24 protein-coding genes and 1 pseudogene are annotated in these 26,275 nt (G+C 62.7%); 18 read left to right on the top strand and 7 right to left on the bottom strand.

Annotated features, from left to right (window positions below; genetic code table 11):
* Positions 1 to 48: 48 nt before the first annotated feature.
* The 3 genes from HUI96_RS18540 to lptF form a co-directional block, all read right to left on the bottom strand.
* A complete protein-coding gene (locus HUI96_RS18540; protein WP_237684217.1) occupies positions 49 to 2,301 on the bottom strand; it encodes an LPS-assembly protein LptD in 2,253 nt (750 codons plus the stop codon).
* A gap of 173 nt (positions 2,302 to 2,474) precedes the next feature.
* On the bottom strand, positions 2,475 to 3,563 hold the full coding sequence (gene lptG, locus HUI96_RS18535) for an LPS export ABC transporter permease LptG (protein WP_188256171.1): 1,089 nt from the start codon (positions 3,561 to 3,563) through the stop codon (positions 2,475 to 2,477).
* Positions 3,560 to 4,762 carry an LPS export ABC transporter permease LptF gene (gene lptF / locus HUI96_RS18530; protein ID WP_188256170.1) on the bottom strand — a complete coding sequence of 401 codons (1,203 nt, stop codon included), beginning with the start codon at positions 4,760 to 4,762 and terminating at the stop codon, positions 3,560 to 3,562. The genes lptG and lptF overlap by 4 nt, the downstream gene beginning before the upstream one ends.
* A gap of 322 nt (positions 4,763 to 5,084) precedes the next feature.
* Here lptF and HUI96_RS18525 point away from each other — a divergent pair, with 322 nt between their 5' ends.
* The 5 genes from HUI96_RS18525 (at position 5,085) to HUI96_RS18505 (ending at position 9,259) form a co-directional block, all read left to right on the top strand.
* Entirely contained in the window at positions 5,085 to 6,581 is a 1,497-nt protein-coding gene (locus tag HUI96_RS18525; protein WP_188256354.1) for a leucyl aminopeptidase, read from the top strand.
* A gap of 12 nt (positions 6,582 to 6,593) precedes the next feature.
* Entirely contained in the window at positions 6,594 to 7,043 is a 450-nt protein-coding gene (locus HUI96_RS18520; RefSeq protein WP_188256169.1) for a DNA polymerase III subunit chi, read from the top strand.
* A gap of 121 nt (positions 7,044 to 7,164) precedes the next feature.
* Entirely contained in the window at positions 7,165 to 8,025 is an 861-nt protein-coding gene (locus HUI96_RS18515) for a 23S rRNA (adenine(2030)-N(6))-methyltransferase RlmJ (protein WP_188256168.1), read from the top strand.
* A 60-nt stretch (positions 8,026 to 8,085) separates the two neighbouring features.
* A complete protein-coding gene (locus HUI96_RS18510) occupies positions 8,086 to 8,526 on the top strand; it encodes a hypothetical protein (RefSeq protein ID WP_188256167.1) in 441 nt (146 codons plus the stop codon).
* Between the two features lie 4 nt (positions 8,527 to 8,530).
* Positions 8,531 to 9,259, top strand: a complete 729-nt coding sequence (locus HUI96_RS18505; protein ID WP_188256166.1) for a ribonuclease T2 family protein — start codon at positions 8,531 to 8,533, stop codon at positions 9,257 to 9,259.
* A 74-nt stretch (positions 9,260 to 9,333) separates the two neighbouring features.
* On the opposite strand, the gene HUI96_RS18500 is transcribed toward HUI96_RS18505, so the two are convergent.
* The gene (locus HUI96_RS18500; RefSeq protein WP_188256165.1) at positions 9,334 to 10,488 is read right to left on the bottom strand and encodes an acyl-CoA dehydrogenase family protein; all 1,155 of its coding nucleotides are present in this window, start codon (positions 10,486 to 10,488) and stop codon (positions 9,334 to 9,336) included.
* Positions 10,489 to 10,677: 189 nt separating this feature from the next.
* On the opposite strand from HUI96_RS18500, the gene HUI96_RS18495 reads away from it, so the two are divergent.
* From HUI96_RS18495 to HUI96_RS18470, 6 genes are all read left to right on the top strand, one after another.
* Positions 10,678 to 11,370 (top strand): winged helix-turn-helix transcriptional regulator, encoded by a 693-nt coding sequence (locus HUI96_RS18495; RefSeq protein ID WP_188256353.1) that lies wholly within the window; start codon positions 10,678 to 10,680, stop codon positions 11,368 to 11,370.
* Between the two features lie 119 nt (positions 11,371 to 11,489).
* Positions 11,490 to 12,086, top strand: coding sequence for a glutathione S-transferase family protein (locus tag HUI96_RS18490; RefSeq protein ID WP_188256164.1), 597 nt, complete (start codon positions 11,490 to 11,492; stop codon positions 12,084 to 12,086).
* Positions 12,087 to 12,271: 185 nt separating this feature from the next.
* Positions 12,272 to 13,906, top strand: coding sequence for a calcium-binding protein (locus HUI96_RS18485; RefSeq protein WP_188256163.1), 1,635 nt, complete (start codon positions 12,272 to 12,274; stop codon positions 13,904 to 13,906).
* Between the two features lie 286 nt (positions 13,907 to 14,192).
* The gene (locus HUI96_RS18480) at positions 14,193 to 14,843 is read left to right on the top strand and encodes a TetR/AcrR family transcriptional regulator C-terminal domain-containing protein (protein ID WP_337918457.1); all 651 of its coding nucleotides are present in this window, start codon (positions 14,193 to 14,195) and stop codon (positions 14,841 to 14,843) included.
* Positions 14,844 to 14,909: 66 nt separating this feature from the next.
* The gene (gene ilvC / locus HUI96_RS18475; protein ID WP_188256162.1) at positions 14,910 to 15,929 is read left to right on the top strand and encodes a ketol-acid reductoisomerase; all 1,020 of its coding nucleotides are present in this window, start codon (positions 14,910 to 14,912) and stop codon (positions 15,927 to 15,929) included.
* A 234-nt stretch (positions 15,930 to 16,163) separates the two neighbouring features.
* On the top strand, positions 16,164 to 16,454 hold the full coding sequence (locus HUI96_RS18470; RefSeq protein WP_188256161.1) for a PilZ domain-containing protein: 291 nt from the start codon (positions 16,164 to 16,166) through the stop codon (positions 16,452 to 16,454).
* 180 nt (positions 16,455 to 16,634) lie between these two features.
* Here the strand turns inward: HUI96_RS18470 and HUI96_RS29925 are convergent, their stop codons facing one another.
* Together HUI96_RS29925 and HUI96_RS18460 are read right to left on the bottom strand one after the other, a co-directional pair.
* Positions 16,635 to 17,501, bottom strand: coding sequence for a BA14K family protein (locus HUI96_RS29925; protein WP_188256160.1), 867 nt, complete (start codon positions 17,499 to 17,501; stop codon positions 16,635 to 16,637).
* Between the two features lie 1,043 nt (positions 17,502 to 18,544).
* Positions 18,545 to 18,724, bottom strand: coding sequence for a hypothetical protein (locus HUI96_RS18460; protein ID WP_188256159.1), 180 nt, complete (start codon positions 18,722 to 18,724; stop codon positions 18,545 to 18,547).
* A 30-nt stretch (positions 18,725 to 18,754) separates the two neighbouring features.
* Between HUI96_RS18460 and HUI96_RS18455 the strand changes: the two genes are divergently transcribed.
* The 4 genes and pseudogenes from HUI96_RS18455 to HUI96_RS18440 form a co-directional block, all read left to right on the top strand.
* Positions 18,755 to 19,366 carry a hypothetical protein gene (locus HUI96_RS18455; protein ID WP_188256158.1) on the top strand — a complete coding sequence of 204 codons (612 nt, stop codon included), beginning with the start codon at positions 18,755 to 18,757 and terminating at the stop codon, positions 19,364 to 19,366.
* 350 nt (positions 19,367 to 19,716) lie between these two features.
* Positions 19,717 to 20,829 (top strand): endonuclease/exonuclease/phosphatase family protein, encoded by a 1,113-nt coding sequence (locus HUI96_RS18450; protein ID WP_188256157.1) that lies wholly within the window; start codon positions 19,717 to 19,719, stop codon positions 20,827 to 20,829.
* Complete coding sequence (locus HUI96_RS18445) at positions 20,826 to 21,542, top strand: NUDIX hydrolase (protein WP_188256156.1); 717 nt, start codon at positions 20,826 to 20,828, stop codon at positions 21,540 to 21,542. Before HUI96_RS18450 ends, HUI96_RS18445 begins: the two co-directional genes overlap by 4 nt.
* Before the next feature lie 110 nt (positions 21,543 to 21,652).
* A pseudogene (locus HUI96_RS18440) lies at positions 21,653 to 22,105 on the top strand (PhzF family phenazine biosynthesis protein); the annotation flags it as partial.
* A gap of 143 nt (positions 22,106 to 22,248) precedes the next feature.
* Here the strand turns inward: HUI96_RS18440 and HUI96_RS18435 are convergent.
* The gene (locus tag HUI96_RS18435; protein ID WP_188256351.1) at positions 22,249 to 23,205 is read right to left on the bottom strand and encodes a LysR family transcriptional regulator; all 957 of its coding nucleotides are present in this window, start codon (positions 23,203 to 23,205) and stop codon (positions 22,249 to 22,251) included.
* A 186-nt stretch (positions 23,206 to 23,391) separates the two neighbouring features.
* Here HUI96_RS18435 and HUI96_RS18430 point away from each other — a divergent pair, with 186 nt between their 5' ends.
* Genes HUI96_RS18430 through HUI96_RS18420 form a run of 3 tightly spaced genes read left to right on the top strand, consistent with a single transcriptional unit; the run spans position 23,392 to position 26,272 of the window.
* Positions 23,392 to 24,258, top strand: coding sequence for a D-amino-acid transaminase (locus HUI96_RS18430; RefSeq protein WP_188256154.1), 867 nt, complete (start codon positions 23,392 to 23,394; stop codon positions 24,256 to 24,258).
* Positions 24,259 to 24,300: 42 nt separating this feature from the next.
* Positions 24,301 to 25,149 carry an ABC transporter substrate-binding protein gene (locus HUI96_RS18425; RefSeq protein WP_188256153.1) on the top strand — a complete coding sequence of 283 codons (849 nt, stop codon included), beginning with the start codon at positions 24,301 to 24,303 and terminating at the stop codon, positions 25,147 to 25,149.
* A gap of 4 nt (positions 25,150 to 25,153) precedes the next feature.
* Positions 25,154 to 26,272 (top strand): amino acid ABC transporter permease, encoded by a 1,119-nt coding sequence (locus HUI96_RS18420; protein WP_237684216.1) that lies wholly within the window; start codon positions 25,154 to 25,156, stop codon positions 26,270 to 26,272.
* Positions 26,273 to 26,275: the final 3 nt, after the last annotated feature.

Genomic DNA, 26,275 nt, shown 5'->3' with positions numbered 1-26,275 from the left:
GGCGCTCGTTGAATGAGTTGTAGGGCGAAACGATGACCGACTACCGGTTTAGCTTCCCCAGGCTCCCGCGCCCTTGCCGAAATCGCCGAGCGTGCGAAGCGAGACGCTGATACCGAACCTCCGCTCGGTGTCATCCCCGCCGTCCGTGTCGCGCGTCTCCGTCATCGAAAGGGTATAGGCGAAGCATTCGTCATCATAGGCAAGGCCGATCGAATCGGAGACGAGTACGCCGGACTGGAGGTCGTAGCTGCCGGACCCGAAGGCGCGCCAATTCTCGTGGAAACGGATGGAGGCGCCGGCACTGATCTCGTGCCGGTCCTCGTTGAAGCCATAGAGCGGCTGCGCCTGGATGTAGGCATAGTTCGCGGTCACCGCCACCGGTCCATTAGTGTAGCCGGCCTTGGCCGCAGCCCGGCGGAGTTCGAAGCTCTGTTCGTCGAAACGGCCGCTCAACGAGGCCGAGAGGCCATAAGGCGAGGCAAAGCCGACCAGACCGACGTAGTCGGATGTATCGGTCTCCAGGCCCGAGTTGGCTCCTACGTTGACGAAATCCGGGGCGTCGAATGGGTTTTCGCCGGCCAATTGATAAGACTGGCCGAAGAGCGCGTTCGTCGTCCAGCCGTTGTCGTAGACTCCGCTGTAGCGCAGCCCGATATTGGCGCGCGTTCCACCCTCGATGCGATCGTAGCCGGAGAACTTGTCGCGGTCGAACAGCGTGGAGGCGTCGAACACGAAGCTCTGCGAGTCCTCGTTGGGAATGCCGAGGGAGTTCTCGAAGGGCGTGTCAGGCCGCGCGAACACCTGCGCCATCGGTTCGAGCACGTGGGAGGCGCTTGCCAGGGAAAAAAGCACCGGCCAGCGCAATTCCATACCTGCGGTCGCCATCAACCTGTAATAGGCCGAGCGGATATCCGCCTCGACACCGGTCACCGGCGTGTTCGCGAAGGCATTGATTGCGTCGATCGATGCCTGCGACTGGTTGACGTAGGTGGTGTCCCCCTGGAGGGCTAGCAGCGGCGTGACGACCAGGCCGCCCTCGGTGATGAAGTTGCGCTTCCATTCGGCCGCGCCCGTCAGTCGGCCCGAATAGCCTTCGATGCCCTGGATTAAGTCGTTCCTGGAATCGAAGCGGTTGTCGAAGGTCGAGTCGTCCAAGGTCGACCGGTAATTCGAGCGGGCGTTCAGAGCCAGTTGGAGTTCGCCGCCTGCCAGCGGCTCGTCCGGGATATAGCTGTAATCGAAGCTCGGCAGCACCCACGGCTGGTCGTCGTTTGTTGACCGCGGGTCCGAGTTCAGGATGTCCTCCTGGACGTCGAACTTCATGCCGCGCAGATCGAAGTAGTTACGATTGTTCAGGCCGGTCAGATAAATCTCCGAGCGATGGACATAATCGCTGAAGCCCTCGATCTCGTAGGTCCGCGAGAAATTCTTGTCGCCCTGAGCGAGAATATTCCAGCCGAACTGCCACCGTGGATTGATTTTGAAGTTGCCCTTCGAACCGATCATCCCTCTCCAGCGATTCGGATCGCCTTCGGGGCCTGAGTTGACGCTGTTCTTGTCGAAGGCTCCGGGGTCAGCCTGATAGATGCCCGCGATCTTCAGGTTGTATCCGCCATTGTTGAAGCGCTGCCGCCATTCGGCCTCGCCCAGGAAGCCTTGCTTGGTGAAGCCGGTTCCCGTGACGGTGAGATCGTAGGTCGGCGAGAGCGCGAAATAATACGGAACGGCGACGCCGACGCCGAGATCGGAACCGCCCGCGATTCTGGGAAAGAGGAAGCCACTCTTGCGCTTGACGGTCGGGTCCGCGATCTCGAACGCAGGCAGCGTGGCGATGGGGAACCCGAAGAACTCGAATCGCGAGCGTTCGAAGCGAACGGTCTTTGCCTTCCCGTTCCAGATGATCTTCTGCGCCTTGATGCGCCAGACAGGAGCGCGGTCCGGCTTCTCCTCGCAAGGGGCGCAGGCGGTGTAGACGCCATTGTTGAAGATCGTGGTGATGCCGCCCACCCGCTCGGCGCTTTCGGCCGCGAAGTAGGTCTTGTCCACCGTCTCGACCCGTAGGGCGTTAACGAAGCCGTCAGCAAAATCCTCGGTGATGTCGACCTCGTCCGAGAAGACTTTGGTGCCGTCGCTGTTGACGATCTCGACTCCGCCGCTCGCCATGAGACGGCGGCTCTTGCGGTTGTAGCTCACGCGCTGGGCGACGAGTTTGTTCCCGGCATAGTCGATTCGCACGCCGCCGACCGCGGTCACCGTGTCCTTGTCGACGTCATAGACGAGGGTGTCTGCTTCCAGCAGCATCTGCGAATCGGAAGGGACTGAGGCGGCAACCCTTTCGGTCAGGTCACTGACGTCCTGCGCAGCGGCGTGCTCCAACGCCACTCCGCCCGCGAGAATGCAGCCCAGCGCAGTCGTGGCGCAAAGGCGGGCGATTCTCCCCGACACAGTCCTAGGCTGTGACGACGGTCCCCTCACTAGCCGTCTTCCTTATAAAGTAGAAAAGTAACACCGAAAAACATTGCAACAACCGCCGGTAGCCACGCCGCTATATAGGCCGGCACGATTCCGGCGTTGCCGAACGCCTTCACGAGAACGGATACCACATAAAGCAGAAAGCCGGCCACGATGCCACCCAGAATCATGGTGGCGGATTGACCAAGCCGTGCGAAACGCATCGACACGGTGGCGGCAATCAGCGTCATGGCCACAAGCAGGGCGGGCAGGGCCGCGAGCGAGTGGAACTGCATTGCGAACGCGCTTGCCCGAAGGCCGAAGGACCGCGCCACCTCGATCTTGGACGGCAGTTCGAAGAAGGGAATCGTTTCCGGCCTGGCCAGGCGCTCCTGCACGAATTCAGGCTTCAGGTTCGTTGGAACCCGATCCTCGGCGATCGCTTCGACCTTCTCGCCGTCCTTGAAGCGACGGACATCCGTCAGTTCCCAATAGCCGTCGCGCAGGACTGCCCGCCTGGCGTCTCGGCGTTCGACAATCTCGCCATCGGAATCGAGGGAGAAGAATGCCGTGTCGGCGAGTTCCATGCCTCGGTTGAGGATGGCACGAGCCCCGATGATCGTGTCCGTGTCGCCTGTCTTCTGGCGGATCCACGGTGCCGAAAAGGCCGATACCTTGTTGGAGTTCTTGGAGCGGACCTGTGCCTCGATGACCTCGGAATATGAGTAGCCGTGCGCTGCCAGCGGATTGAGCAAGAGGATCACGAGCACGCCGAACACGAAAGCGCCGAGGCAGGGCGGCAGCAGGAATTGCCAGGCCGAGATCCCTGCCGACCGGGCGATCACAAGCTCGTAGCTGCGGTTGAGCGAAACCAGCGTCGCCATCGCCGAGAACAGGGCGACGAACGGCACGGTCTGCAGGAGAATCATCGGGATCCGGAGCGCGGAGACCGCAAGCGCCGACGAGAAGGAGAAGCCGGGCATGCCTGAAGTGCGGCTCGAGAACTCGGTGAAATCGATCAGGAAGATAAGGCCGAGCATGCCAAGCAGGATCCAGGTCGTGATCACCGCGTAGCGCATGAAGAAGTAGCGTCCGAGGGTGAAGCCGATCATGCCCGGCCTCCCATGGCGCGACGGTTGGTCACCCGCGCCCACAACCTCGCCGCCACGCTACGAACCTTGCGGGCAGCATCCTGCAGCGACTCGAACCAGGACATCGGCAGTTCCATGGTCCTGTTGTTGAAGATGAACCATGCGGCGATCGCAGTGCTTCCCGCCGGCACGAGATAGATCCCGAAGGTGAGCCATGGGGAGCTTTCGCTCTGGTCCGTGGCGAAGAAGCCCAGCCAGCGGACGAGCAGGCAGATGGCGATTGCGCTGATCAGCGGGTGCACGCGCCCTTCACGGTGCGATCTGGGGTCCCCCGCAACTGCGACGCAGATCACCGCGAAGATAAGGGGATACAGCCACTCGCTGAAGCGGCGATGGAGTTCGACGGTGAACGACCGCGGATCGTCCTGGAACTCCGGATCGTTCGGATCGGGATCGAAGAGATAGTTGAGCGTGCGGTCCTTGGGATACAGCTTGATCTTGTCGGATGCCTTGGAAAAAGCCGACAGATCAAGGGCATACGAAGAGAAACGCACAACCGAGACATCGCCGGACGGCGTCTTGCGGTGGACCTGCCCGTCCCTCATGACCAGCAGGTCCTTGCCCTCTTCATCCTTCACGACCGCGCCGGTCTTGGCGTAGTAGGCAAGATCGGTGCCCTCCTGGCGCGAATCAGCCACGAAGATGCCGCCGAGTTGGCCATCGGGCAGCCTTTCGCCGATCTGGACGAACACCCCGTCCTCGATCTTCCTGAACGTCCCCTCCTGCACCAGCAGCGAGAGCAGGTCCGCCCGGGCCGCAGCCACAAGCTGCCGAGTGCGTTCGCGCGCAGAGGGCTCCACGCCGTTGTCCACGACGAAGCAGAAGACGCTGGCAATTGCCGCAAGCACCAGGATCGGCCGTATGACGGCCATGCGGGAGCTTCCCGCCGCGTTGATCACGGCCAACTCCGAATCCGCGTTCATGGCGCTCAGCGTCTGCGCTACGGCGATGACGAGCGCGAAGGGCACCACGATTGGAATCATCGACGGCAGGATGAGCGCGGCGATCTCGAAGAAGGTAAGCGCCGACTGGCCGCTGTCGGTGACCACGTCGATCTTGGTGAGCACCTGCGTCGTCCAGACGATCGCCAGGGTCCAGAACAGCGCGGCGAGGAAGACCTCCACCGTCCGTTTCAGGATGTAGCGTTCAATGACCATCATCGATGTGGCGACATCCTGTTTCCGAAGCAGCGCGCGAAACTACCCGTCCAGCATGCGCAGCACAATCCGGCCGGTTTGATGACCGCCCTTCCGATGATCCCTTGATACGTCCATTTGTCGCCATTCCTGGCAAAGAATTCGTCAACAATCATGGTGAAAGTGTCGTGAAGGCCTTTGCGTCGTACAGGTCCGAGCGAACGCAAAACTGGCGAAGTACCGAGTGCGCGGAATTGCCCGCCGAGCCGGCTCGCTTGCAAATGGGCGGGAAAACCACCAAAGCTCGCGCGAGGGGGCATGTCCCGCACCGAAAAGAGGACGAATGATGAAGCACAGGCCGGAGATCGCGTTTGCCAAGTTCGCCGCCCCAAAAAAGGGGGTGGCGGTCGTGCTCTCCGCCGAGGACGGCGATCTCGGCGCGGCGGCTCACGCCTGCGACCCGGGTGATGTGCTCGGCCGCGCCTTCTCGGTGGCGGACTTCAAGGGCAAGTTCGGCGGCGTCGTCGATGTGATCGCACCGGAGAAGTCGCCGCTCGACCGGCTGCTCGCCGTGGGCGTAGGCAAGCCCTCGGCGCTGGATGAATACGCCTGGTGGAAGCTCGGCGGCACCATCGCCGCCAACATGAAGAAGGCGAGGGACCTTACAGTGGTCGCCGACCTTGCCGGCGCGTCCATCGGCGGCGAAGAGGCGGCGGCACTAGCGGCGGGCTTGCTGATGCGGAGCTATAGCTTCGACCGGTACAAGACCAAGAAGGACGAGAACAACAACAATTCCCAGCCGGACAAGCCGGCGCGCATCACCATCCAGTGCGACAATCCCAGCGCCGCGAAGAAGGCGTTCGCCTCCCTAGAAGCGGTGGTGGACGGCGTGTTCATGGCACGCGATCTCGTCAATGAGCCGGCCAACGTGCTTGGTCCCGTCGAATTCGCCGCCAAGGCGGCGGAGTTGTCAGAACTCGGCGTGAAGGTCGACATCCTCACCGAAAAGGAGATGCGCAAGCTCGGCATGGGCGCGCTGCTCGGCGTGGCGCAGGGCTCGGTGCGCCCCCCGCGTATGATCGTGATGCAGTGGAATGGCGGCAACGCCAAGCACAAGCCGGTGGCCTTCGTTGGCAAGGGTGTGGTGTTCGATTCGGGCGGCGTTTCGATCAAGCCCGCGGCCGGCATGGAGGACATGAAGGGCGACATGGGCGGCGCGGCGGCCGTTACCGGCCTCATGCGGGCTCTCGCCGCCCGCAAGGCGAAGGCGAACGTGATCGGCGTCATCGCCTGCGTGGAGAACATGGTCGACGGCAATGCGCAGCGCCCCGGCGACATCGTGACCTCGATGTCGGGGCAGACGATCGAGGTCATCAATACCGATGCGGAGGGGCGGCTGATCCTGGCGGACGCGCTCTGGTACTGTAACGATCGCTTCCAGCCCGCCTTCATGATTGATCTCGCGACCTTGACGGGCGCGATCATCGTAAGCCTCGGCCACCACTATGCTGGGCTTTTCTCCAACAACGATGAACTCTCGGAGAGGCTGACCGCGGCAGGACGAGCCACCCAGGAGCGGGTCTGGCGCATGCCGCTCGGCAGCGAGTACGACAAGATCATCGACACCAAGAACGCCGATATGAAGAACACCGGCGGCCGCCATGGCGGCGCCATCACAGCCGCCCAGTTCCTGCAACGCTTCGTCAAGGATACGCCCTGGGCGCACCTGGACATCGCCGGCACGGCAATGGGATCGCCCGCCAACGAGATCAACCAGTCCTGGGGCACGGGCTTCGGCGTGCGCCTCCTGGACCGGCTGGTGCGCGACCACTACGAGAACTGACACCGGTCCGGCATGGCCGAGGTCCTGTTCTACCACCTGACACTGTCTACTCTGGAAGAGGCGCTGCCTGCCCTCCTGGAGCGGACCCTCCAGCGCGGCTGGAAGGCGGTGGTGCAGACGGGCAGCGAGGAGCGGCGCGACAGCCTTGATGCGCACCTCTGGGTCTATCGCGACGATTCGTTTCTCGCGCACGGAACCGATCTCGACCTTCACGCCGCGGCGCAGCCGATCATGCTCACTGTCAGCCAGGACAATCCGAACGGCGCAGCGGTGCGCTTCGTTGTGGACGGCGCCGATCCGCCGCCAGCGGACGGCTATGAGCGGATGGTGTTCATGTTCGATGGCCACGACAACAGCCAGGTCGAGGCCGCGCGCGCCCACTGGTCCACCAACAAGAAGGCCGGCCACAGCGTGACCTACTGGCAGCAGACGGATGACCGGCGCTGGGAGCGCAAGGCGTGACCCAAGGGCTGTCACTGCTTGGCGATTGCCCCAGTCGGGAGATCTGGCCTGGTTTGGGTCGGATACTGTTCGTATCGGCGCCCTATGGTTTGCAGCGGGGCAGGGGAGCGCCGGACCGGCCGTGAACTACCGCCACTCCTTCCATGCCGGAAACTTCGCCGACGTCCTCAAGCACGTCGTCCTGATGCGAATCCTCGAGTACCTGAAGCTCAAGGATAAGGCGTTCCGCGTCATCGACACCCATGCCGGGGTCGGCCTCTACGATCTCGAGGGCGAGCGGGCCGCACGGACAGGCGAGTGGCTCGGCGGCATAGGCCGGCTCCGGGAGAGCACGCTTCCGGATGCAGTGCGCGCCCTGATCGCGCCCTATCTCGAGGCGGTTTCCGACCTGAACGAAGGCGATCGCCTCCGCTATTATCCCGGCTCGCCCATGATTGTGCGCCAACTTCTGCGCCGGCAGGACCGGCTGACAGCGATCGAATTGCACCCCGAGGACGCGCGTGACCTGGCGGCGAACTTCGCCGGCGATCATCAGGTTCGGGTCATCGAGCTCGATGGCTGGCTGGCGCTAGGCGCCCACCTGCCGCCCAAAGAGAAGCGCGGCCTGGTGCTGGTCGATCCGCCCTTCGAACAGTTGGGCGAATTCGCCCGCATGATCGAGGGGCTTAAGAAGGCACATCGTCGATGGCCGGGCGGGATTTACGCTCTGTGGTATCCCATCAAGGACCGGCCCGCGGTCGCTGCCTTCGAGCAGGAGTTGCGAGAACTCGGCATTCTGAAGATCCTGGCGATCCGGCAGGAGGTGAGGCCGCCTTCGGCTGAGCCGCGGCTCGATGGATCCGGCATGATCGTGGTCAACCCGCCCTATACTCTTGCGGCCGAACTGAAGACGATCATGCCAGCCTTGCAGAAGGCTCTCGCCGAGGCTCCAGCCGCCAGGTGGTCGCTCGAATGGCTGTCTACCGAGGCAACCGCCGCTTGACCCTGAATGGAGCTTTGAAGCAGAGTGTCGCAGTCAGACTCTCTGAAATGCGGAGCCCCCATGACCTATGTCGCGAAGGCGCTTGCCATTGTCGGACTGATATCCTCCGCGCTCGGGTGGAACTCGTCCGCGCAGGCTGCAGATGTGTCGGTCGGCACCTACGTCTATAATGGACCCTGTGCGGAACAGCGTTTCCTCAACCAGATCTACAATCGTTTCCGGTATCAGGTCAGGCATGTTCCTGGGCTCCCTGATGTATCGATCCTGGAATTCCGCGACATCCACGAGCGCCGCTACGAGGGCGATTCTACGGATTGGCCGATCCCGAGGCTCTATTGCGGCGCGACCGTGGTTCTTTCCGACGGCGACATCCGCGACATGTGGTACCTGGTCGAGTACGGCATGGGGTTCGCGGGCGTCGGCAACAATGTCGAGTTCTGCGTCTCCGGCTTCGATCGCTGGTACGTCTACAACGGGCGCTGCCGCGTCCTCCGGGAATAGCGCCATGACCCGCCGGCTCCGGCCGCCCCGCGGTGGCCGGTTGCTGCTATTTGCCGGCCTGCTGCTCTTTTCGGCGTGCGAACAGCAGGCGGGCACTCCTCCTAACCATCCGTCCACACCCAGCGAACAGACTTCGGCAGCATCCGCAGAAGTGCCGCTTGGGAGGGGCTTCGACTTCTACGTGCTCTCCCTGTCATGGTCGCCGAGCTATTGCGAGGCGAAGGGCGAAGACGCCAACCGGCAGCAGTGTTTGGACGGCCGTCCCTATGCATTTGTCGTCCACGGTCTCTGGCCGCAGTTCGAGCGCGGCTATCCGGAAAACTGTGACGGCGACCGCGAAGTCGACCGCGAAACGTTGCGCAGCCTCTACGACATCATGCCTTCGGCCGGGCTGATCCGGCACGAATGGCGCAAGCACGGGACATGTTCGGGTCTCTCGCAGGAAGAGTATTTCCGCGTGTTGCGGCAGGCTCGCGAGCGCGTCGTGATCCCGCCGGAGTTCAGGCGGCTAGAGGACTATCAGGTTGTCGCCCCCGGCGCGGCAGAGGCTTCTTTCCTCAAGGCTAATCCCGGCCTAGAGCCCGAGGACATGGCCGTCACCTGCGACAAGCGCTTTCTTAGCGAAGTGCGCATCTGCATGACCAAGCAACTCGAATTCCGAGCCTGCCCGGAGGTCGATCGCCGCGCCTGCCGGGCCGACAAGGTGGTGATGCCGCCGGTGCGGGGTGGTTAGCTTATCGAGAACGGCGATGCCGCGCCTGACTGAAAAGGACGCGGCATCGCCCGTTCCGGGCAGAAGCCGACCAATCAGAAGATCGTGCCGGTCGGCAGCCCGAGCGCTATGGCGCCCGCATATTCCGCCTGCGGACCAGCCTGCATGGGGTGGAAGCGCGCGCCCTGGACGTCGCGGAATCGGCGCTCCAATCCATTGCTGCGATAGAAGCTCGCGCCGCCGGCCGCCTCCATCGCGAGTTCGACGGTCCGAATCGAGTTCTTTCCGACCAACTGACGACCGATCATGATCTCGTTCACGGACTCGGCGGATGGCGTGTTTTGCTCGGCGATCTCGACCATCCAGCGATGCGCGAGTTGGGCCGAACGCAGCGCCGTCTCCATCTCGCCGGCAAGCTGGACCGTATGTTGCGTCGGCTTCCTCGACTTTGCGAGCCCGACGGCGATGTCGCGGGCGCTCTCGGCCACGCCAAGATAGACTGCGTAGATCAGCGGGAATGCGACGGTCGCGATGATCTGGAACAGCGGATGCCACTCGCCGCTCCGGCGTGACGCGGCTACGCTGGCGTCCGGAACGAATAGGCCGTCGATCAGCACGTCGTTCGAGCCGCTGCCGCGCATTCCGAGCACCCGCCAGGTGTCGGCAATCTTCACGGCCGGCGAGGCCATCGGCACGCCGAAATGGATGACGGTGTCCGGCTCTCCTTCCGATTTCACCAGGGCACCCGTCATCAGCAGGTTGCCCGCCGCTGCGCCCGAGGTGAACACCTTTCGCGCGTTGATCCGGTAGCCGCCATCCACACGCACCGCCTCTCCGGAGCCTGCGATCCAGTCCGAGCCGCCGCTCGAAAGGAGCACGATCCGCTCACTCGCGACGCGCCTGAGCAGGGGCTCGACCGCCGCTACCTTCTGGTGCCGCCAGCGCCACGCGGGGATGGCAACCTGATGGGTGTGCATGGCGAACGCAAGCGCTGTGGAACTGCAATGGTGTGCAAGCTCGCGCAGCATCTCGGCCAATTCGGAAATCTCTGCGCCGCCGCCGCCGAATTCGGCCGGCACGCCCGCCTCGATCAGTCCCGCCGCCTTGAGGGCCTCGTAGTTCTCCGCGACGAACTGGTCGTTTGCGTCCACCTCTGCCGCGCGCGACGCCAACATCGGTCCAAGTTCCCGGGCGGCCGCAATCACATCCGATCTGTGTGCTTCGGCGGTCGGATCCACTCTGATGGTCATTGTCCATTCTCCTGTGGCTTGTCTGTTTTGACAGGTCGCCAAAGTCAGCAGATCGCAAGAAGGAACAAGTTCAGGAACTGTACCAGAACGAGCGTCGCAAAGCATTGTCGGCGCATGGATATCCCGATTATTGGCAGTTCGGCGCTCCGGTACTATTGTCGGTGCGTAGGCTCAGTGAAGGGTGACGAGATGGAGGAGCGCGGCGGGTACGGGCAGTTTTGTCCGGTTGCGATGGCGGCCGAGGTCCTGTGCACGCGTTGGACGATCCTGATCGTGCGTGAACTGCTTTGCGGATCGCGCCGCTTCAACGATCTGCGCCGAGGGGTGCCACGCATGTCGCCGGCGCTTCTGTCCAAGCGTTTGAAAGAACTGGAGAAAGCCGGCGTAATCGCCGCCGTTCCCGGAGAGAGCGGCAATGTGGAATATGCACTCTCCAGCGCTGGGGAAGAGTTGAAGCCGCTGATCGAAACGATGGGCATGTGGGGTCATCGCTGGGTCGAATCCCGCCTGTCGCTCAAGAATCTCGACCCTTCGCTGCTGATGTGGGACATCCGCCGCAGGCTCGATCCGCGGCCGCTTCCTGACGGCCGCTGCACGATTCAGTTTCAGTACCCCGAATTGCCCGAGCCGCAGAGGAATTGGTGGCTGGTCATCGAGAACGGCGAGGTCGATCTGTGCGGCTTCGATCCCGGATACGAAATCAATCTGCTCGTCCGCAGTTCTCTGCACACGATGACAGCGGTCTGGATGGGCCTGCTGAAAATACCGAATGAAGTCGCAGCAGGCAATTTGAGGCTTGAGGGCGAGCGCCCCGTCGCAAGCGCAATCCAGAAGTGGCTCGGCTTCAGTTCTTTCGCTGGCGAGCAGCGCCGCGTAGCCTAAGCAGAAGAGAGGCATCGGGGGATAGCTTCAATCCATGGCGACTTGGAGCTGTCTGGAGATTGCTTCCCATCCACAGGCGAAATAGCTTGCGTGTGTAGTCGATGGGGGGATCGCTTGCTATGCCGAAAGTACTATATGCTTCTACGTCTCCTTATAGCTCCAAGGTGCTCATGGCGGCAGCTGTCGCCGGCATCGACCTGGAGCCGGTGACGGTCGAGACCGGGCCGCAGCCCGAGGAACTCACCTCGGTCAACCCGCTTGGCCAGGTGCCCTCTATGGTCCTGGACAACGGCAACGCCGTTTTCGACAGCCGCGCCATCACCCAGTGCCTGAACCGGATGTCCAAGGGAGCATTGTTCCCCAGAACAGCCGGCAAGCGACTGGAAGCAGAACTGCTCGAGGCGCTGGCCGACGGCATCTGCGACTGCCTGCTCGCTCATGTCTATGAACGCCGGATGAGGCCGCCCGAGAAGGTGCATCAGCCCTGGCTCGACCTGCAGTGGTCAAAGGCGCTGCGGTCGCTGGACAGGCTGAATGCCCAGCCGCCCCGCCTCGGCAAGAGAGCCCATGCGGGCCATATCGCGCTGCGCGCCTGTCTCGGCTATCTCGACCTGCGCTTCCCCGGCCAGTGGGAACGGGGTCGGCACAGGCTGAGGCGCTGGGCGGCGCGATTCGACCAAAGATACCCGGGGCTGAAGCAATATCTACCCGGCTGAGCATCGACGTTTATAGTTGATGTTTTTCAGAGATAAAATGTGCCTAGGCGGCCAAGAATTCCGTGTGGGGAGAGATTGACTGTGTAAACCTTTCCGAGAAGATGTATTGCCCGGAATGATCGAAGCGAGTCAGAGTATCGCAATATTCTGGAGCGTTAGACAGGGGAGCAAGGGGAGGTGCTAAAATGGCAACCGTGACTATGTCTTTCCCGGGAGGGGCTTATCTTCCCGGTTACGATTACAATCCCTCTCTCGGCGAATTGATCAACCTCGCAAATGCGACCCCGCGGGGTACCCCGACCGGGACGAGGATCGAATACCAACTACAGAATGGTCTTGTTCTGAGACTGAACGGGACGGGCTTTGCCTTTGACGCAGACGGCTTCCCCACTGCGGGCACGCTGACCGGTCTGCAACTGTTCCTTGCAAACGGTACAACGGTCCTTCAGGCCGTCACGGGCCTGAACTTGCCGATGATTGATGTCTACGACACCGTCGATGCCTTCAGCTACGATGATGGGTTCAATGCCTGGGGAATGAATCAGTGGCTGATGAACGGCAACGACACGGTCAATGGATCTTCAGGCGATGACGACATGTTCGGTCATGCCGGAAATGACATCCTGAAAGGAAATGCCGGTGACGACTACGTTCAGGGTGGCGCGGGAAAGGACTCTTATGACGGCGGGGCCGGATTTGATCAACTGAGCTTCGACGACACCTACTTTGATCCTACGGCGCGACGTGGGATCGTGTTGGATGCACAGGCAGGGACAGTGACGGATCCCTGGGGCAACAACGAGACTTTCGTGGGGTTCGAAGCCTATCGTGGCTCGCATTTCGCTGACACGATAAATGGGTCTGCACTCAACGAGTCGTTCATCGGAATGGGCGGCCGCGACGTGATCGACGGCAAGGGTGGCATCGATGAAGTACGCTATGATCGCGACGATCGCAGGGGAGGGATGGACGGGGTCACGGTGAACCTGACGACCGGCGTGGCGATCGACGGCTTCGGCAAGCAGGATACCCTGATCAACATCGAGAACGTCCGAGGCACGTTGAAGGCTGATTCCCTTACGGGCAGCAGTGTTGCCAATCGCCTTCGCGGATATGACGGCAACGACTTCCTGGACGGCCGCGGTGGCGCCGACGATATGTGGGGCGGTCGGGGCAACGACACCTATGTCGTGGATAATGCCGGGGACCGAGTTAATGAAGATCCCGGTACTGACTCGGCGAATGGGACCGACACAGTCCGATCCTCCATCACTTTCAGCCTCGCGAATACATCAGTCGTATTCGGCAACGTCGAGAACCTGACACTTACCGGCAGCGCTGCGATCAACGGGACGGGCAACAACCTCAACAACGTCATAACCGGAAATGCCGGCAACAACTCGCTCAGTGGCGGCAACGGCAACGATACCCTCAATGGCGGTGCCGGCAATGATATACTCAATGGCGGTGCCGGTAACGACAAGCTGACCGGAGGAGCCGGACTCGACAACTTCCGCTTCGCGAATGCGCTCGGAACCAGCAATGTCGATACGATCGCCGACTTCGTTGTTGCAGATGACACGATCCAATTGGAGAACGCGATATTCAAAGCGTTGACCGCTACCGGAACACTGACGGCCGCTGCCTTCCGGGCCAACACCACTGGACTGGCTGGCGACAGCAGCGACCGCATCATCTACGAAACCGACACGGGCAAGTTGTTCTACGACGCCGACGGCACTGGTTCGGCGGCCGGCATCCACTTCGCAACCCTCACCACTAAGCCTATCGTGACCAACGCTGACTTCGTCGTCATTTAGTCGAGGGCTGACCGCAAATGAGGGGAGGCCCGGGCCTCCCCTCATTTCCCTGTGCTATCGCATTTGGGTTCGACCACTCCGGTCGGCTTCGCCGACCACCTCTTCTCCGATCGACGGTGAAGAGGAAGGCCGGTCGCAGGGGCTGCCGCTCAACTTGGGCCCCTATGCGACTTCGTTCACTCTATTTTGCGCCCGGCCGACAATATCGGCTTGAATGTAAGAACTCCTGCGTGCATAGAACCGAACCGTAACGTACGGTACGGCTTGAGCCGCAGCGGGAAGGCGAGTGCTACAGTCTGAGCCCCAACACGAATGTGCCTGGAACGAGGCTCTGACCGAGCGTCAGCAGGACGTCCTCGATGCTGTGCTCGCGCTTATGGTGGAGCAGGGCGGCGAGTTCTCCATGACCGACGTCGCGCGGCGCGCCAGCTGTTCCAAGGAAACGCTGTACAAATGGTTCGGCGACCGCGACGGGCTGCTGGCGGCAACGGTCCGCTGGCAGGCCTCGAAGGTCCGCGCCGGCAACTACTACAGCCAGCATCTGGATACGGCCGCGCTGCGGGAAAGCCTGCAGAATTTCGGCGCGAACTGGCTGACCGTGATTTCATCGAGCACCTCGATCGCGCTCAATCGTGTCGCCGTGAGCCATGCGGCATCCGGCAAGAGCAATCTCGGGCAGATCGTGCTGGCGAATGGCCGTTTCGCAATCGGCGAGCGCCTGAAGCCGCTTCTCGAGGCCGGGCGCAAAGCCGGGCTGCTCGACTTCGAGGACACTGAAACCGCATTCCGCACCTTTTTCGGGTTGGTCGGCCGCGACGTCCAGATTCGCCTCTTGCTAGGCGATGAACTCACGCTGACCCGAGCCGAGATCGCGCGCGATGCGGAGCGCGCGACGTCGCAGTTCCTGGCCCTTTTTGGCGGGAGCACGAACGCATGATGGAGCGTCCGCGAACGACGCAAGATCAATCACACCACCCACGCAACTGACGAAAGGGAAAATGAGATGCGTGTCTATTACGATCGCGATGCCGATCTGAACCTGATCAAGGGCAAGAAGGTCGCCATAATCGGCTACGGCAGCCAGGGCAGGGCGCACGCGCTGAACCTGAAGGACTCCGGCGCCAAGGAGATCGCCATCGGCCTCAAGGCCGGATCGCCCACGGCCAAGAAGGTCGAGGCCGATGGCCTCAAGGTTATGAGCGTGGCGGAAGCCGCGAAGTGGGCCGACCTGATGATGATGGCCACGCCCGACGAGTTGCAGGCCGACATCTACAAGAACGAGATCGCGCCCAACATCCGCGACGGCGCCGCGATCGCCTTCGCGCATGGTCTCAACGTGCATTTCGGCCTGATCGAGCCGAAGGCGACCGTCGACGTCGTGATGATCGCGCCGAAGGGTCCGGGCCACACGGTGCGCGGTGAATACCAGAAGGGCGGCGGCGTGCCGTGCCTGGTCGCGGTTCACCACGATGCCTCCGGCAATGCGCTCGACCTCGCCCTGTCCTATGCCTGCGGCGTCGGCGGCGGGCGTTCGGGCATCATCGAGACCAACTTCAAGGAAGAGTGCGAAACCGATCTCTTCGGCGAGCAGGTCGTGCTCTGCGGTGGTCTGGTCGAACTCATCCGCGCCGGCTTCGAGACGCTGGTCGAGGCTGGCTACGCGCCGGAGATGGCCTATTTCGAGTGCCTGCACGAAGTAAAACTGATCGTCGACCTCATCTACGAGGGCGGCATCGCCAACATGAACTACTCGATCTCCAACACCGCAGAGTGGGGCGAGTATGTCACCGGCCCGCGCATCATCACCGACGAGACCAAGGCCGAGATGAGGCGCGTTCTGAAGGACATCCAGACCGGCAAGTTCACCTCCGAATGGATGCAGGAGTACCGTTCGGGCGCGGCGCGCTTCAAGGCAATCCGACGCCTCAACGACAGCCATCAGATCGAAGAGGTCGGCGAGAAACTGCGCGGCATGATGCCGTGGATCTCAAAGAACAAGCTGGTCGACAAGGCCAAGAACTGATCGGCGATCCACGCTTCTGCCTCTGCCGGTCCTCGGGTTTTGCCCTGAGGGCGCGGGGGGCAGATCATAAAAAAGAGCTGCTGGACAGACGAAGAAAAAATCCTAGCCAGTTAGTCGCAGCCACATTGCGGCCCCGTCCCCGGACGGGGCCGCTTGCTTTTGTCCTGTCCCATTGCGGAACATGTGGCATCTGGCCTGATCCTTGCTTCGTCCTTCGACAGAGGAGATTGTGCCATGACAGCGCTCACCGAAAACGCCATCGGGCTGGACGGACGGGTCTTTCCCGATCGTCGCGAGACCACACGCCGGCGCGTCCTGAAGGGAGCGCGGCTCAGCTTCAATAGGGGCTACGCGGTGTTCGAATGCGTCGTGCGCAACATGTCCGATTGTGGGGCGCGGCTGAGCTTCGGCGATTCCACGGCTGTGCCGGGCCGCTTCGAACTCCTCATCACCGACGAAGACTATTCCCGCACTGCGATCGTGCGCTGGCGCAGCATGAATGCGCTCGGCGTCACCTTCGAATGACTGGCCGCGCTTTGGGGACGCGTGGCTCTAGTGAACGGTCGGGTGACTGAAGCGGGGAGGGAGGGCAGCCGATAGGCTGCCTGGGGACGTGTCGCTGGCTGGTTCCGGGGGGCGCCAGCGGCGGCACATAGAGCCGGCGCAGCCAGGGGACTGCGCCGGCTCGACTTTTTGGAGTGCGTATCAGAATGGGGCGACGCACACGACCCTGCGGCCTCGCACATTCACGAAGGTGTTGTCCGAGACTCGGTAGGTACGATAACGTCTCGTGCACCATGCAACGGGATCGCTTACTCCGTAGGAGACGGGAGAGAGGCCATAGCTGCCGTAGCCCCCGTAATAGGGACTCGAGAGCCCATAGGCACCGTAGTAGTCTCCCCACCCGTAACCGGGCCAGACCGCCGGCCATCCCAGGCCGAGGAAGAAGTTGTCACCGCCGTTTCCCCACCAATTGTTGTTCCACCTGTTATTCCAGGCTGCATTACGCCAGCCACGACCTCGCCACCCGTTGTTCCAGGCTGCAGCGCGCCATCCACGACCCCGCCAGCCGCGACCGCCCCAGTTTCCGTTCCAGGCTGCATTGCGCCAGCCGCGACCGCCCCAAGTGCCGCCCCTCCAGCCGCCACCGCGCCAGGTGTTAGCTCCAACGAAATGGCGTCCGCCCCAAGTGCCGCCCCTCCAGCCGCGTCCTCCCCAGCCGCCGCGAATCCAGCGAGGATTTCCGCGCATTCCCCAGCCGCCGCCGGCGAAGTGCCTCCCGCCCCAACCGCCTCTGCCGCCCATGAAGTGGCCGCCACCCCAACCGCCGCGACCGCCACCCATGAAGCGACCGCCACCGCCGCCGCCGCGGCCGCCACCGCCGCGGACCAGTATGATCCCCGCTTCACCGCCGAATGCCTGCGCCGCGTGGCCGCCTAAAGGCAAATCCGCCGCAGGACGCGGGATCGAGGGCCGGGCCAGAGGCGCCGCGAACGAACTGCCAGCAAAGGCGGTCAACACGCCAAGTGCGATCAGGCCAGTCCTGATAGACTTCGAGGGTTTCTTGATCATTGTCGGTCTCCATAGGCGAGCCACCCCCCATCCACGGATTCTTGAGATCCGGATTACTGCGGGAGCCTGCTCCTGGGACACAGGATCAAGGCCGGTTCAACGCCGAACATTGTTCGCGTCGGTAGCGGAGCCGGTTTTTTCTGCGTCTCGCCACCTTCCTGTCGAGCGATTGCCGGGCAGTTCGACACTTCGCCCTGTCACAATCAATTGCACCAGCCACACAGGCTTGCTTTGCTCGAGATCAAAGACAAGGTCGAATTGAGCACGGCGAGGGTTGACGCGAGGCAGCGTGCGGACAGAGCCCAGCGTTGGGACTGGGCTCCGTCGGTATTGCCTCACCGGGACGCGACATCAATATCCGTCGGTGGGCGCCCGTTCATAACCGTGTCCCCAATACATGTGCGTGTACCAGCGGCGGCCTCCGGCGGTGCTGGCCCTCATCCAGCGGCAACTGTACCATCCGGGGGCGCTGAATCCGTAAGGTCCGCAATAGCCTGCTGGCGGCGCGTTCCAATTCAGTCCGGGTAGCCTCAGCCAAAGGCCACCGGTCGTGCCACCATAGCCCAGCCCGACACCTTGCACCTTTATGACGGCAGCGTCGCTTCCGAACGCGTGGCTAGGGCGGCCTGTCGACCTCAGATCCGATGCATGTGTCAAATCGGGAATGGGGCTCAGCGGTGCAGCATCCGCAGTCCCTGCAAAGACTGCCAGCGAGCCGAGTGCGATTGCGCCTGCGAGTTTCGAAGATTGCCTGATCATTGATCATCTCCAGAAGCGAGGTGGTGCCCGCCGCCCTTGGATGTTGCCTTGAGCTTCGAATGAAAGTTGCTGTCGCTTGCTACCTTCGAGGTCGTCAACTTGATGATCGGTCCAACCTTCAGACCACCCCCAATAACGCATCAGGAGCGCATGCCCGCCTTGTTCAATATCAAGGACGGAAGGAATCTCGTCCGTTGGTAAAATAATCCAGCCCCGGACGGGCGCCGGACGGCCACTGGATGGTCGCCGGCGCCCGACCGCTACAGCCTCACGCAAATGCGCAGTCAGTAGCCGTAGTAGTCGCGTGGGGCGTAGCCGGGAGCGCCCATCCCATACGGCTCGCCCCAGGGACCGGGGGCGCTCATGCCGTATCCTCCATTCCATCCAGGAGCCCAGTAGCCGGGGAAACTCAGCCCATATCCTCCAGTGTCGCCGCCAAGCCCGCCGCTGCCGATCCCGCCCACGTTTCCGGGATCACCGCTACCGAAGGAATTTTGTCCGACGCTATTGCTGAAGCCGTTCTGACCGAAGCTGTTAGAGCCAAATCCATGGCGCCCTTTGCCTCCCTTGCCATGCTTCCCATTACTTGCCATCCCATGGTTTCGACCTTTGCCCTCCTTGCCGTGTTCGTCTTTGCCTTTCATGCCGTGGTGGCCTTGGCCTTCCATCCCATGGCGACCTTTGCCTTCCTTGCCGTGTTCGCCTTTGCCTTCCATGCCATGGTGACCTTTGCCTCCCTTGCCATGACCGCCGTTGCCTCCCATGCCTTCGTCGCCGAAGCCTCCCATGGTGTTGCCACCGAAGCTCCCGATGCCGGGGCCAAATCCGATGCCGGGGCCAAATCCCATGCCATGGCCAAATCCGATGCCATGGCCAAAGCCCATGCCGTTGGCGCCAGCCCCGTGTCCGTGGCCGTGGCCGTGACCAGCGCTGCTACCGTGGCCGCCGTTGCCGCCGTGGCCGCCGTGGCCGCCGTTGCCACCATTGCCGCCGTTTCCACCCCCACCATTTCCACCCCCACCATTGCCGCCGCCCCCGCCGCCGCCACCGCCCACCAGCAGGATGGAGGCATCGTTACCGTAGGCCTGGTGGGCAGGACCCGCTGAAGCGGGGCCCGCGTGCCCTGGTTCGGGGACCCGACTCTGTGGTGCTGCAGCCGCGCCACCTGCACAAGCCGCCAGCGCGACGACGCCGGCAAATGAGAACTTCAAAGATTGGGTAGTCATTGTCAGTCTCCAGAAGCGTGGTCATGCCTGCCGCTCTGAGGACGTTTCTTCCCTTGAACCCGAATGAGTGCCATTCCCGCTTGGCGGTCGAACTCTGCGGCGTGTGGGATGTTCCGGGGTGAGTCTTGCCCGGGGTTGGGTCTTGATTGGATGCCGTGTTCGTACGGCCGTCGGATACGCGCACCCGGCCCGCTTGTCTTCGGCCTCGCCGACAGGCAAAAGCGGACCCGATGTCGCTACGGATCGCCACTTTCAACGTCGAGAACCTGATGAGCAGGTTCGACTTCTCGGGCTATCGTAACCAATTGCATCAAGATCGAGCCCTTGCATTGTTCGAGATCAAGGACGAGGCGGAATTCAGGCTATTGGAGCAGGCGCGCACGATCGCACACACCGACGACACGCGCCAACTCACGGCGCTGGCGATAGCGGCGACGCGCGCCGATATTCTCTGCCTGCAGGAGATCGACAATATCGAAGCTCTGAAAGCGTTCGAATACGGCTATCGGTTCAAGATGATCGGCTACGGCTACCGGCACAAATACACCACGGCCGGCAACGACAGCCGCGGTATCGACGTCGCGGTCATCATGCGCGAAGAGACGCGTGACGGGCAGCCCATCGAATTCGTGCGCATGACCAGCCACGCGCATCTCACCTATGGCGAACTCGACCTGCACACTGCGGAGTTGGCGGCGCTCGGGATCGCGCCGCACGAGCGCCTCTTTCGGCGAGATTGCCTCGAGATAGACGTCAGGGTGGGCGGCCTGCCGCTCACGATCTATACCGTGCACCTCAAGTCCATGGGCGCCGCGAGGAACGGCATGGATGGCCGAACCGCCACCAGGCTGATACGCGAAGCGGAGGCGAGGGCCGTCCGCCGTATCATCGAGACGCGCTTCGGCAAGGATCATGCTGCATCCAAACGATGGATGATCTGCGGCGATTTCAACGACTATCGCCAGCGTATCGTCGTGGGCGGCGACGACCTGGCAGGCTACACCTTCACTGTGGTGAACGAGTCGGAATCCGCGCTTGATCCGCTGCTCGCGGATGGCTTCGCCGAGAATCTCGTTGAGCGGCTGCCGAAGATCGAGCGCTGGACGCTCTACCATACGCGTGGTCCGCAGGAGCGGCACCTCTGCCAACTCGACTACATCCTCGTCTCGCCCGCACTCGCACGGCGGAACTCTACCGCCGTGCCCGACATCATCCGCGCTGGACAGCCTTGGCGGACCATTTTCCCGCCTGGACAGGAGGTCGACCGGTTTCCGAGGGCCGGGTGGGATCGCCCCAAGGCATCCGACCACTGCCCGGTTGCAGTCACCCTGGACATCGTATGAGCAAGCTTTCGTTCTCACTGCCCCGCGATCGTGTGGTGCCGGTTTCAAGCGTGGAGGTCCGGCTCGACGCGACCTCGCACCCTTTCGAACTGGAGCATCAACTCGCGATCGAGGAGAACTGGCGCCGCGAGCGCGAGGCCAACCCGGCGCTGTTCGACGGCCGGCTGGTCCTCCTCTCACAGGTCAGTTACGAGCAGAAGCGGGTGATCGGGCGCTGTCATTCCGTCCGCTACGCGACGTTGCTCTATTGGCGCCGGGCCCGGCCCGCGGGTGCAGAGCACGCCTATGCGCATGCGGCGCTGGTGTCGTCCGACGGCGCCCTGGTCGCTATCAGGATGGGTACCCACACGGCCAATCCCGGGAAGGTCTACTTCGCAGCGGGATCCTTCGAGCCCATGGACTTCGTCGATGGCATGGTCGACGTGGAGGGCAACATGGCGCGCGAGGTGCGGGAGGAGACCGGCCTCGACATTTTGCGGCTCCCCCGGGACGACGAGTACCAGCTTTTCTCGCGCGACGGCATCACGGTCATCTTCAGGCGCTACTACATGGGCGAACCTGCCGACCTGATTGCCGCGAAGATCAGCGACTTCGTGGCGCGGGAGACAGATCCGGAGATCGAAGGGCCTGTCATCATCCGGGAGCGTGACAACTTGCCGGACGGCGTCATGCCGTACATGAAGGCCATCATCGACTGGCATTTTTCCGGGTGAATACGGTTGTGCGATGCGTTGGAAGACCTGGCCATCCGTGCTTACCTGCTTGACGAACCGGGATCGGGTCGGCTCTGGCTCACCATCGGCATGCGAAGGGATCATGAAAGATGAAGCGCCGTTATGTGATCTACGACGTGTTCACCAGTGAGGTACTGACGGGCAACCCGCTGGCTGTCGTGCTCGATTGTGAAGGGCTCGAGGGCGACGCGATGCAGAGGATCGCGCGCGAGTTCAACCTGTCCGAATCGACCTTCGTACTCCCGCCGCAGGATCCCCGTCACAAGGCCCGCGTGCGCATCTTCACCCCGGATTACGAGATGCCGTTTGCGGGACATCCGACCGTAGGGACTGCCATCGCGCTTGCCGAGTTGTCAGGCAGTAACTCGCCGGCAATTTTCGTGCTGGAGGAGAATATCGGCCCGGTGCGCTGCGCCGTCGGGCACGTCGATGGTAAGTCGTTTGCCGAGTTCGGTCTTGCGAAACTGCCCGAGCCGCACGGGTTAGCGCCGAGATGGGATTGCGTCTGCGCCGGGTCAAGTCTCCGGACACAAGAAGCTGGAGGCCACGGCCGCCATCTCCACGAGAGAGGGATCTACTGCTCCTGATTTTGAGCGCGTGGGCACTTGCCTCGGCGCTGGGCTGATCAGGGGCGATGGCTTCGCATCACAGACCCCGTTGTCCTCCGCCGAGTTAGCCGGCAACCTCAGGACGGCTGATCACCGGCTTGGCGACTTCGTGCAGCGACCGCCTGTGCCGCCCGCCAGAAAGTGTCGGTGGCCGAACTGCTGTTTTCGAGCGCCCGGTACAGCCTGATCTGCAGGTCGAGCGTCCAGTCGTCCGCCCGTGCCGCCTGCACGAGCGACCCGCTGCGAAGCTCGTTCTCCACCAGGCTCTCGGGAAGCCAGCACAGACCCGAGCCGGTCAGGGCCAGTGTCTTCAATCCGGCGCTGATCGTGTTCTCGTGCACGGTGCGGCGCAGGAAGGACGGCCGCGCTGCGAACAAGCGCTGCAGCGCCACGCCAAAGAACGAACTGAACCCGTAGCTGAGATACGGCACCGTCAACCGTTCCGCCATCGCGCGTTCGAGCAGGCCGGTGCCCGGAACGGCTTGTCCGCGGATGCGAAGCTCGGGAGCGCTCACCGGGATCACTTTGTCGCTGCCGATCGTCAGGAAATCAAAACGCTCGCGATCGAGGTGGAAGGCCACGTCGCGATGCGCGTAGGTCAGGAAGAAGTCAGCCTCGCCATCGATCAGCGCAGTCAGATTGGCTTCGATGCCGCCGCGGTCGGGGATAAGCGAGGTCCGTAGACCGGATATCTCCACTTCCAGGCAACGAAGCCAGTTCGGAAAGAAGGTGACCGTCAGCGTGTGCAGTGCCGCAAGCCGTATCATGCCTTGTTCGGCTACAGGCTGCAGCATTTCCCTTGAGGTGTAGAATGTGCGGATCGCCTCCCGCGCCACCGGCAGAAAATTATTACCGGCAGGCGTGAGTTCCGCCGGCACCGTCGCACGGCTGATCAGGGTGGCGCCGAGCCAGGCCTCGAGTTGCTTGATTCTCCGGCTCAGCGCCGACTGGGTGACGTGCCGGGTGTCGGCCGCGCGTGAGAAACTGAACGTCTCTGCCACGGCTACGAAGTCCTCCAGCCATTTCAGTTCCATTTGCCGATGCCCAGCGCGGTGTTGCCGAATATGGCGGAAGTCGCCACGATAGAAGGTTGATACAACGAGGTTATGCAAAATCGGAATGGCCTGTTGTTGAAAATGAATTGGCGCGACCGGCGCGTGCCATTGCAGGGTGGCCCGGCATCTCGCTGACATTGCGAGGGACGAGGGGACGCAGCCGCCGTGGGAAGAATTGTCTATTGCAACGGTGTTTTCACGCCGGAGGAAGATGCACGTATCAGTATCTTCGACCGCGGCTTCCTGTTCGGTGATGCGATCTACGAGGTCACGGCTGTCCTCGCCGGGCGGCTGATCGACAACGACCTCCACCTTGACCGGCTCGAGCGGTCGCTGGCTGCCCTCTCGATTCCGATGCCGGTGTCTCGTGCCGAACTGGAGCAGATCCAGGCCGAACTGATGGCGCGCAATGAACTCGCAGAGGGCATTATCTACCTGCAAGTTTCCCGCGGCGAGGCCGATCGTGATTTTCTCTATCCCGAAGGGCTCAAGCCGAACTTCGTCGCCTTCACCCAAGCGAAAAAGCTCGCTGACACGCCGGCGCAACGGAACGGCATCTCCGTCGACCTCACCGAGGATCTGCGCTGGGCCAGGCGCGACATCAAGACCGCTATGCTGCTCGGCCAGGTATTGGCCAAGCGCCAGGCCCGCACCGACGGATATGACGACGTCTGGATGGTTCAGGACGGCCTGGTTACGGAAGGCTCTTCCTCTACCGCCTTCATCATCACCGCCGACAACCGCGTCGTGACGCGGCCCAATTCACGCTCGACCTTGCCCGGTTGTACGCGCCATGCGGTACTTCGCCTCTGCCAAACCCACGGCCTGCGCCTTGACGAGCGCGCTTTCTCGCCGGCAGAAGCGCAAGCGGCGGTCGAGGCCTTCGTCACCAGCGCCTCGTCCTTCGTCACCCCCGTGGTCAGGATCGGCGACGTTGCAATCGGGGACGGCCGACCCGGCCCGCTGACCCGGCGCCTGCAATCCTATTACATCGAGGCCGCGCTCGGTTCCGTGCCGGCCTTGCCTGGATAACCACGAACGGAACACCATCCAAACCACCCTGAGGAGAACCAGATGAAATTCAGCAACAAAGTGGCCGGCCTTGCCGCCGGCTCGATGATGGCGCTCGCCGCCACCGCTGCCTCGGCAGCCGAGGGCTACGGCGAATGCAAGCTCTACGGCAAGCAGGGCACCGAGCAGATCACGCCGGCGGTTCCCGGGCAGTTCACTGCCATCATCAACCTGCCGGCGGTCGGCGAATTCAACGGAGACACGCCGGAGACGGTCACCAGCGGCCGCGAATTCTGCATGGCGGTCAACATCGCCTACCGCCTCGGTCTCGACAAGGTCGTGCTGAAAAACGCCTCCTTCGATTCCATCGTCGCGGGCCAGAACAAGGATTTCGACATCGCCCTGGCGCTGATCTCGGTGACGGAGCCGCGCAAGAAGGTAGTCGATTTCTCGACGCCCTATTCCTTCGGCTCCTATGGCTTGGCGGCCAAGGCCGGCTCGAACGTCACGGAAGACAATGTGCGTGACGCCAAGTTCGGCACCCAGGCCGGCACCACCATGGTGTCGTGGGCGCAGGATACGCTGAAAGTGAACAACCTCTCGGTCTTCGACGACACTGGCGCGATGTTTACAGCCGTCGCCGCAGGCAACGTCGACGTTGTCATGACCGAACTGTCGATCGTGCTGGGTCAGGTCGCGGCTTCGAACGGCAAGCTCGAGGTGGTCGGCCAGTACGAGATCGGTGGCGAGACCGCAGGCATCTATCCCAAGGGATCGTCGTCAAAGTCGGTGATCGACAAGATCATCGCCGACATGCAGGAAGACGGCACGCTCAAGGATCTCGAGGCGCAGTATCTGGCCCCTGCATGGGGTGGCAAGACGCCGGCCGACGTTCCGACCTGGAAGTTCTGAGCCGATGGCGGCACCCGATCACCTTATGGCATCGGAAGAGGACGGGCGCGCCGCCGCATGGCGCGCTCGGGCCGTCACGCGTACGCATCGCGGCCGCGCAGCCCTGACCCTTGCGCTGGCTGTGCTGACCTTCGTGGCGGTCGCGGTGTCGGTTCAGCACATCGGTTCCTTCGCCGTTTCGCAGGGCATCGCGTCCATTGCGGTGGTGGTACTGGGTGCCGTTGCGGCCTTGGCTGCGGCAATGGTGCTGGTGATCGCGGCACGTGCTTTCCTGAAATCGCTCGCTTCCGCTCGCAGCGCCGACGTCTATGCCGCCCGCGCGCTTGGCGCGGAGGCCTCGATGGCGGCGTGGCAGGCGCTGTCGTGGTGCGGGGCGCTGCTCATCGTGACCGCCGGCGCCTGGTTCATGGTGGTGAACGACGCCGCCGTCAGCCGTACCTTCTTTGACCTGGCGCTGATCCGCGACTCTGCCAGCAAGGTACTTTGGGCCTTCGGCACCAATATCGTCATCTTCGCGGTTTCGGCCGTTCTGATCGTGATCTGGTCGCTGCTGGTGGCCGTTGCCCGTACCCTTCCTGGCGATGCCGGGCGGCCTCTGCGCTTCCTTGCCATCGCCTATGGCGACCTGTTCCGAGGCCTGCCCGCCATCATCACCATCTACCTGATCGGCTTCGGCTTGCCGCTGACCAACCTGCCGGTGCTGTCGGACCTGTCCTCTACCGCCTATGCGATCATCGCACTGACCCTGACCTACGGGGCCTACACCTCCGAGGTCTATCGCGCCGGAATCGAGGGCGTGCATCACAGCCAGGTCGCAGCCGCCCGTTCGCTCGGCCTCAGCCATTTCAAGACCATGCGCTACGTGGTCGTGCCGCTGGCCGTGCGCAACATCATTCCGCCGCTGATGAACAACTGCATCAGCCTGCAGAAGGACACCGCGCTGGTGGCCATCATCGGCACCATCGACGCCTTCAACCAGTCGAAGATCATCGCGGCCAACAATTTTAATCTATCGGCGGTGACCACCGTCGCGATCCTGTTCATCGTCGTCACCATCCCGCAGGCGCGGTTCGTCGATCGGCTGGTCGAGCGCGACCGGCGCCGGATCCGGGCGGGGGGCTGAGGC

The sequence above is a fragment of the Pseudaminobacter soli (ex Zhang et al. 2022) genome (assembly GCF_014595955.1).
Taxonomy (GTDB): domain Bacteria; phylum Pseudomonadota; class Alphaproteobacteria; order Rhizobiales; family Rhizobiaceae; genus Kumtagia; species Kumtagia pseudosoli.
The sequence above is the reverse complement of the archived record's forward strand: the minus strand, read 5'-3'. Positions and strand labels throughout refer to the sequence as shown.

Coding starts and splice junctions, on each gene's coding strand:
- HUI96_RS18510 (WP_188256167.1), top strand. CDS start 8,086: ATGACCTATGTCGCGAAGGCGCTTGCCATTGTCGGACTGATATCCTCC.
- lptG (WP_188256171.1), bottom strand. CDS start 3,563: ATGATCGGCTTCACCCTCGGACGCTACTTCTTCATGCGCTACGCGGTG.
- HUI96_RS18500 (WP_188256165.1), bottom strand. CDS start 10,488: ATGACCATCAGAGTGGATCCGACCGCCGAAGCACACAGATCGGATGTG.
- HUI96_RS18495 (WP_188256353.1), top strand. CDS start 10,678: ATGGAGGAGCGCGGCGGGTACGGGCAGTTTTGTCCGGTTGCGATGGCG.
- HUI96_RS18435 (WP_188256351.1), bottom strand. CDS start 23,205: ATGGAACTGAAATGGCTGGAGGACTTCGTAGCCGTGGCAGAGACGTTC.
- HUI96_RS18505 (WP_188256166.1), top strand. CDS start 8,531: ATGACCCGCCGGCTCCGGCCGCCCCGCGGTGGCCGGTTGCTGCTATTT.
- ilvC (WP_188256162.1), top strand. CDS start 14,910: ATGCGTGTCTATTACGATCGCGATGCCGATCTGAACCTGATCAAGGGC.
- HUI96_RS18490 (WP_188256164.1), top strand. CDS start 11,490: ATGCCGAAAGTACTATATGCTTCTACGTCTCCTTATAGCTCCAAGGTG.
- HUI96_RS18420 (WP_237684216.1), top strand. CDS start 25,154: ATGGCGGCACCCGATCACCTTATGGCATCGGAAGAGGACGGGCGCGCC.
- HUI96_RS18445 (WP_188256156.1), top strand. CDS start 20,826: ATGAGCAAGCTTTCGTTCTCACTGCCCCGCGATCGTGTGGTGCCGGTT.
- lptF (WP_188256170.1), bottom strand. CDS start 4,762: ATGATGGTCATTGAACGCTACATCCTGAAACGGACGGTGGAGGTCTTC.
- HUI96_RS18485 (WP_188256163.1), top strand. CDS start 12,272: ATGGCAACCGTGACTATGTCTTTCCCGGGAGGGGCTTATCTTCCCGGT.
- HUI96_RS18450 (WP_188256157.1), top strand. CDS start 19,717: ATGTCGCTACGGATCGCCACTTTCAACGTCGAGAACCTGATGAGCAGG.
- HUI96_RS18425 (WP_188256153.1), top strand. CDS start 24,301: ATGAAATTCAGCAACAAAGTGGCCGGCCTTGCCGCCGGCTCGATGATG.
- HUI96_RS29925 (WP_188256160.1), bottom strand. CDS start 17,501: ATGATCAAGAAACCCTCGAAGTCTATCAGGACTGGCCTGATCGCACTT.
- HUI96_RS18520 (WP_188256169.1), top strand. CDS start 6,594: ATGGCCGAGGTCCTGTTCTACCACCTGACACTGTCTACTCTGGAAGAG.
- HUI96_RS18470 (WP_188256161.1), top strand. CDS start 16,164: ATGACAGCGCTCACCGAAAACGCCATCGGGCTGGACGGACGGGTCTTT.
- HUI96_RS18525 (WP_188256354.1), top strand. CDS start 5,085: ATGAAGCACAGGCCGGAGATCGCGTTTGCCAAGTTCGCCGCCCCAAAA.
- HUI96_RS18540 (WP_237684217.1), bottom strand. CDS start 2,301: ATGCTGCTGGAAGCAGACACCCTCGTCTATGACGTCGACAAGGACACG.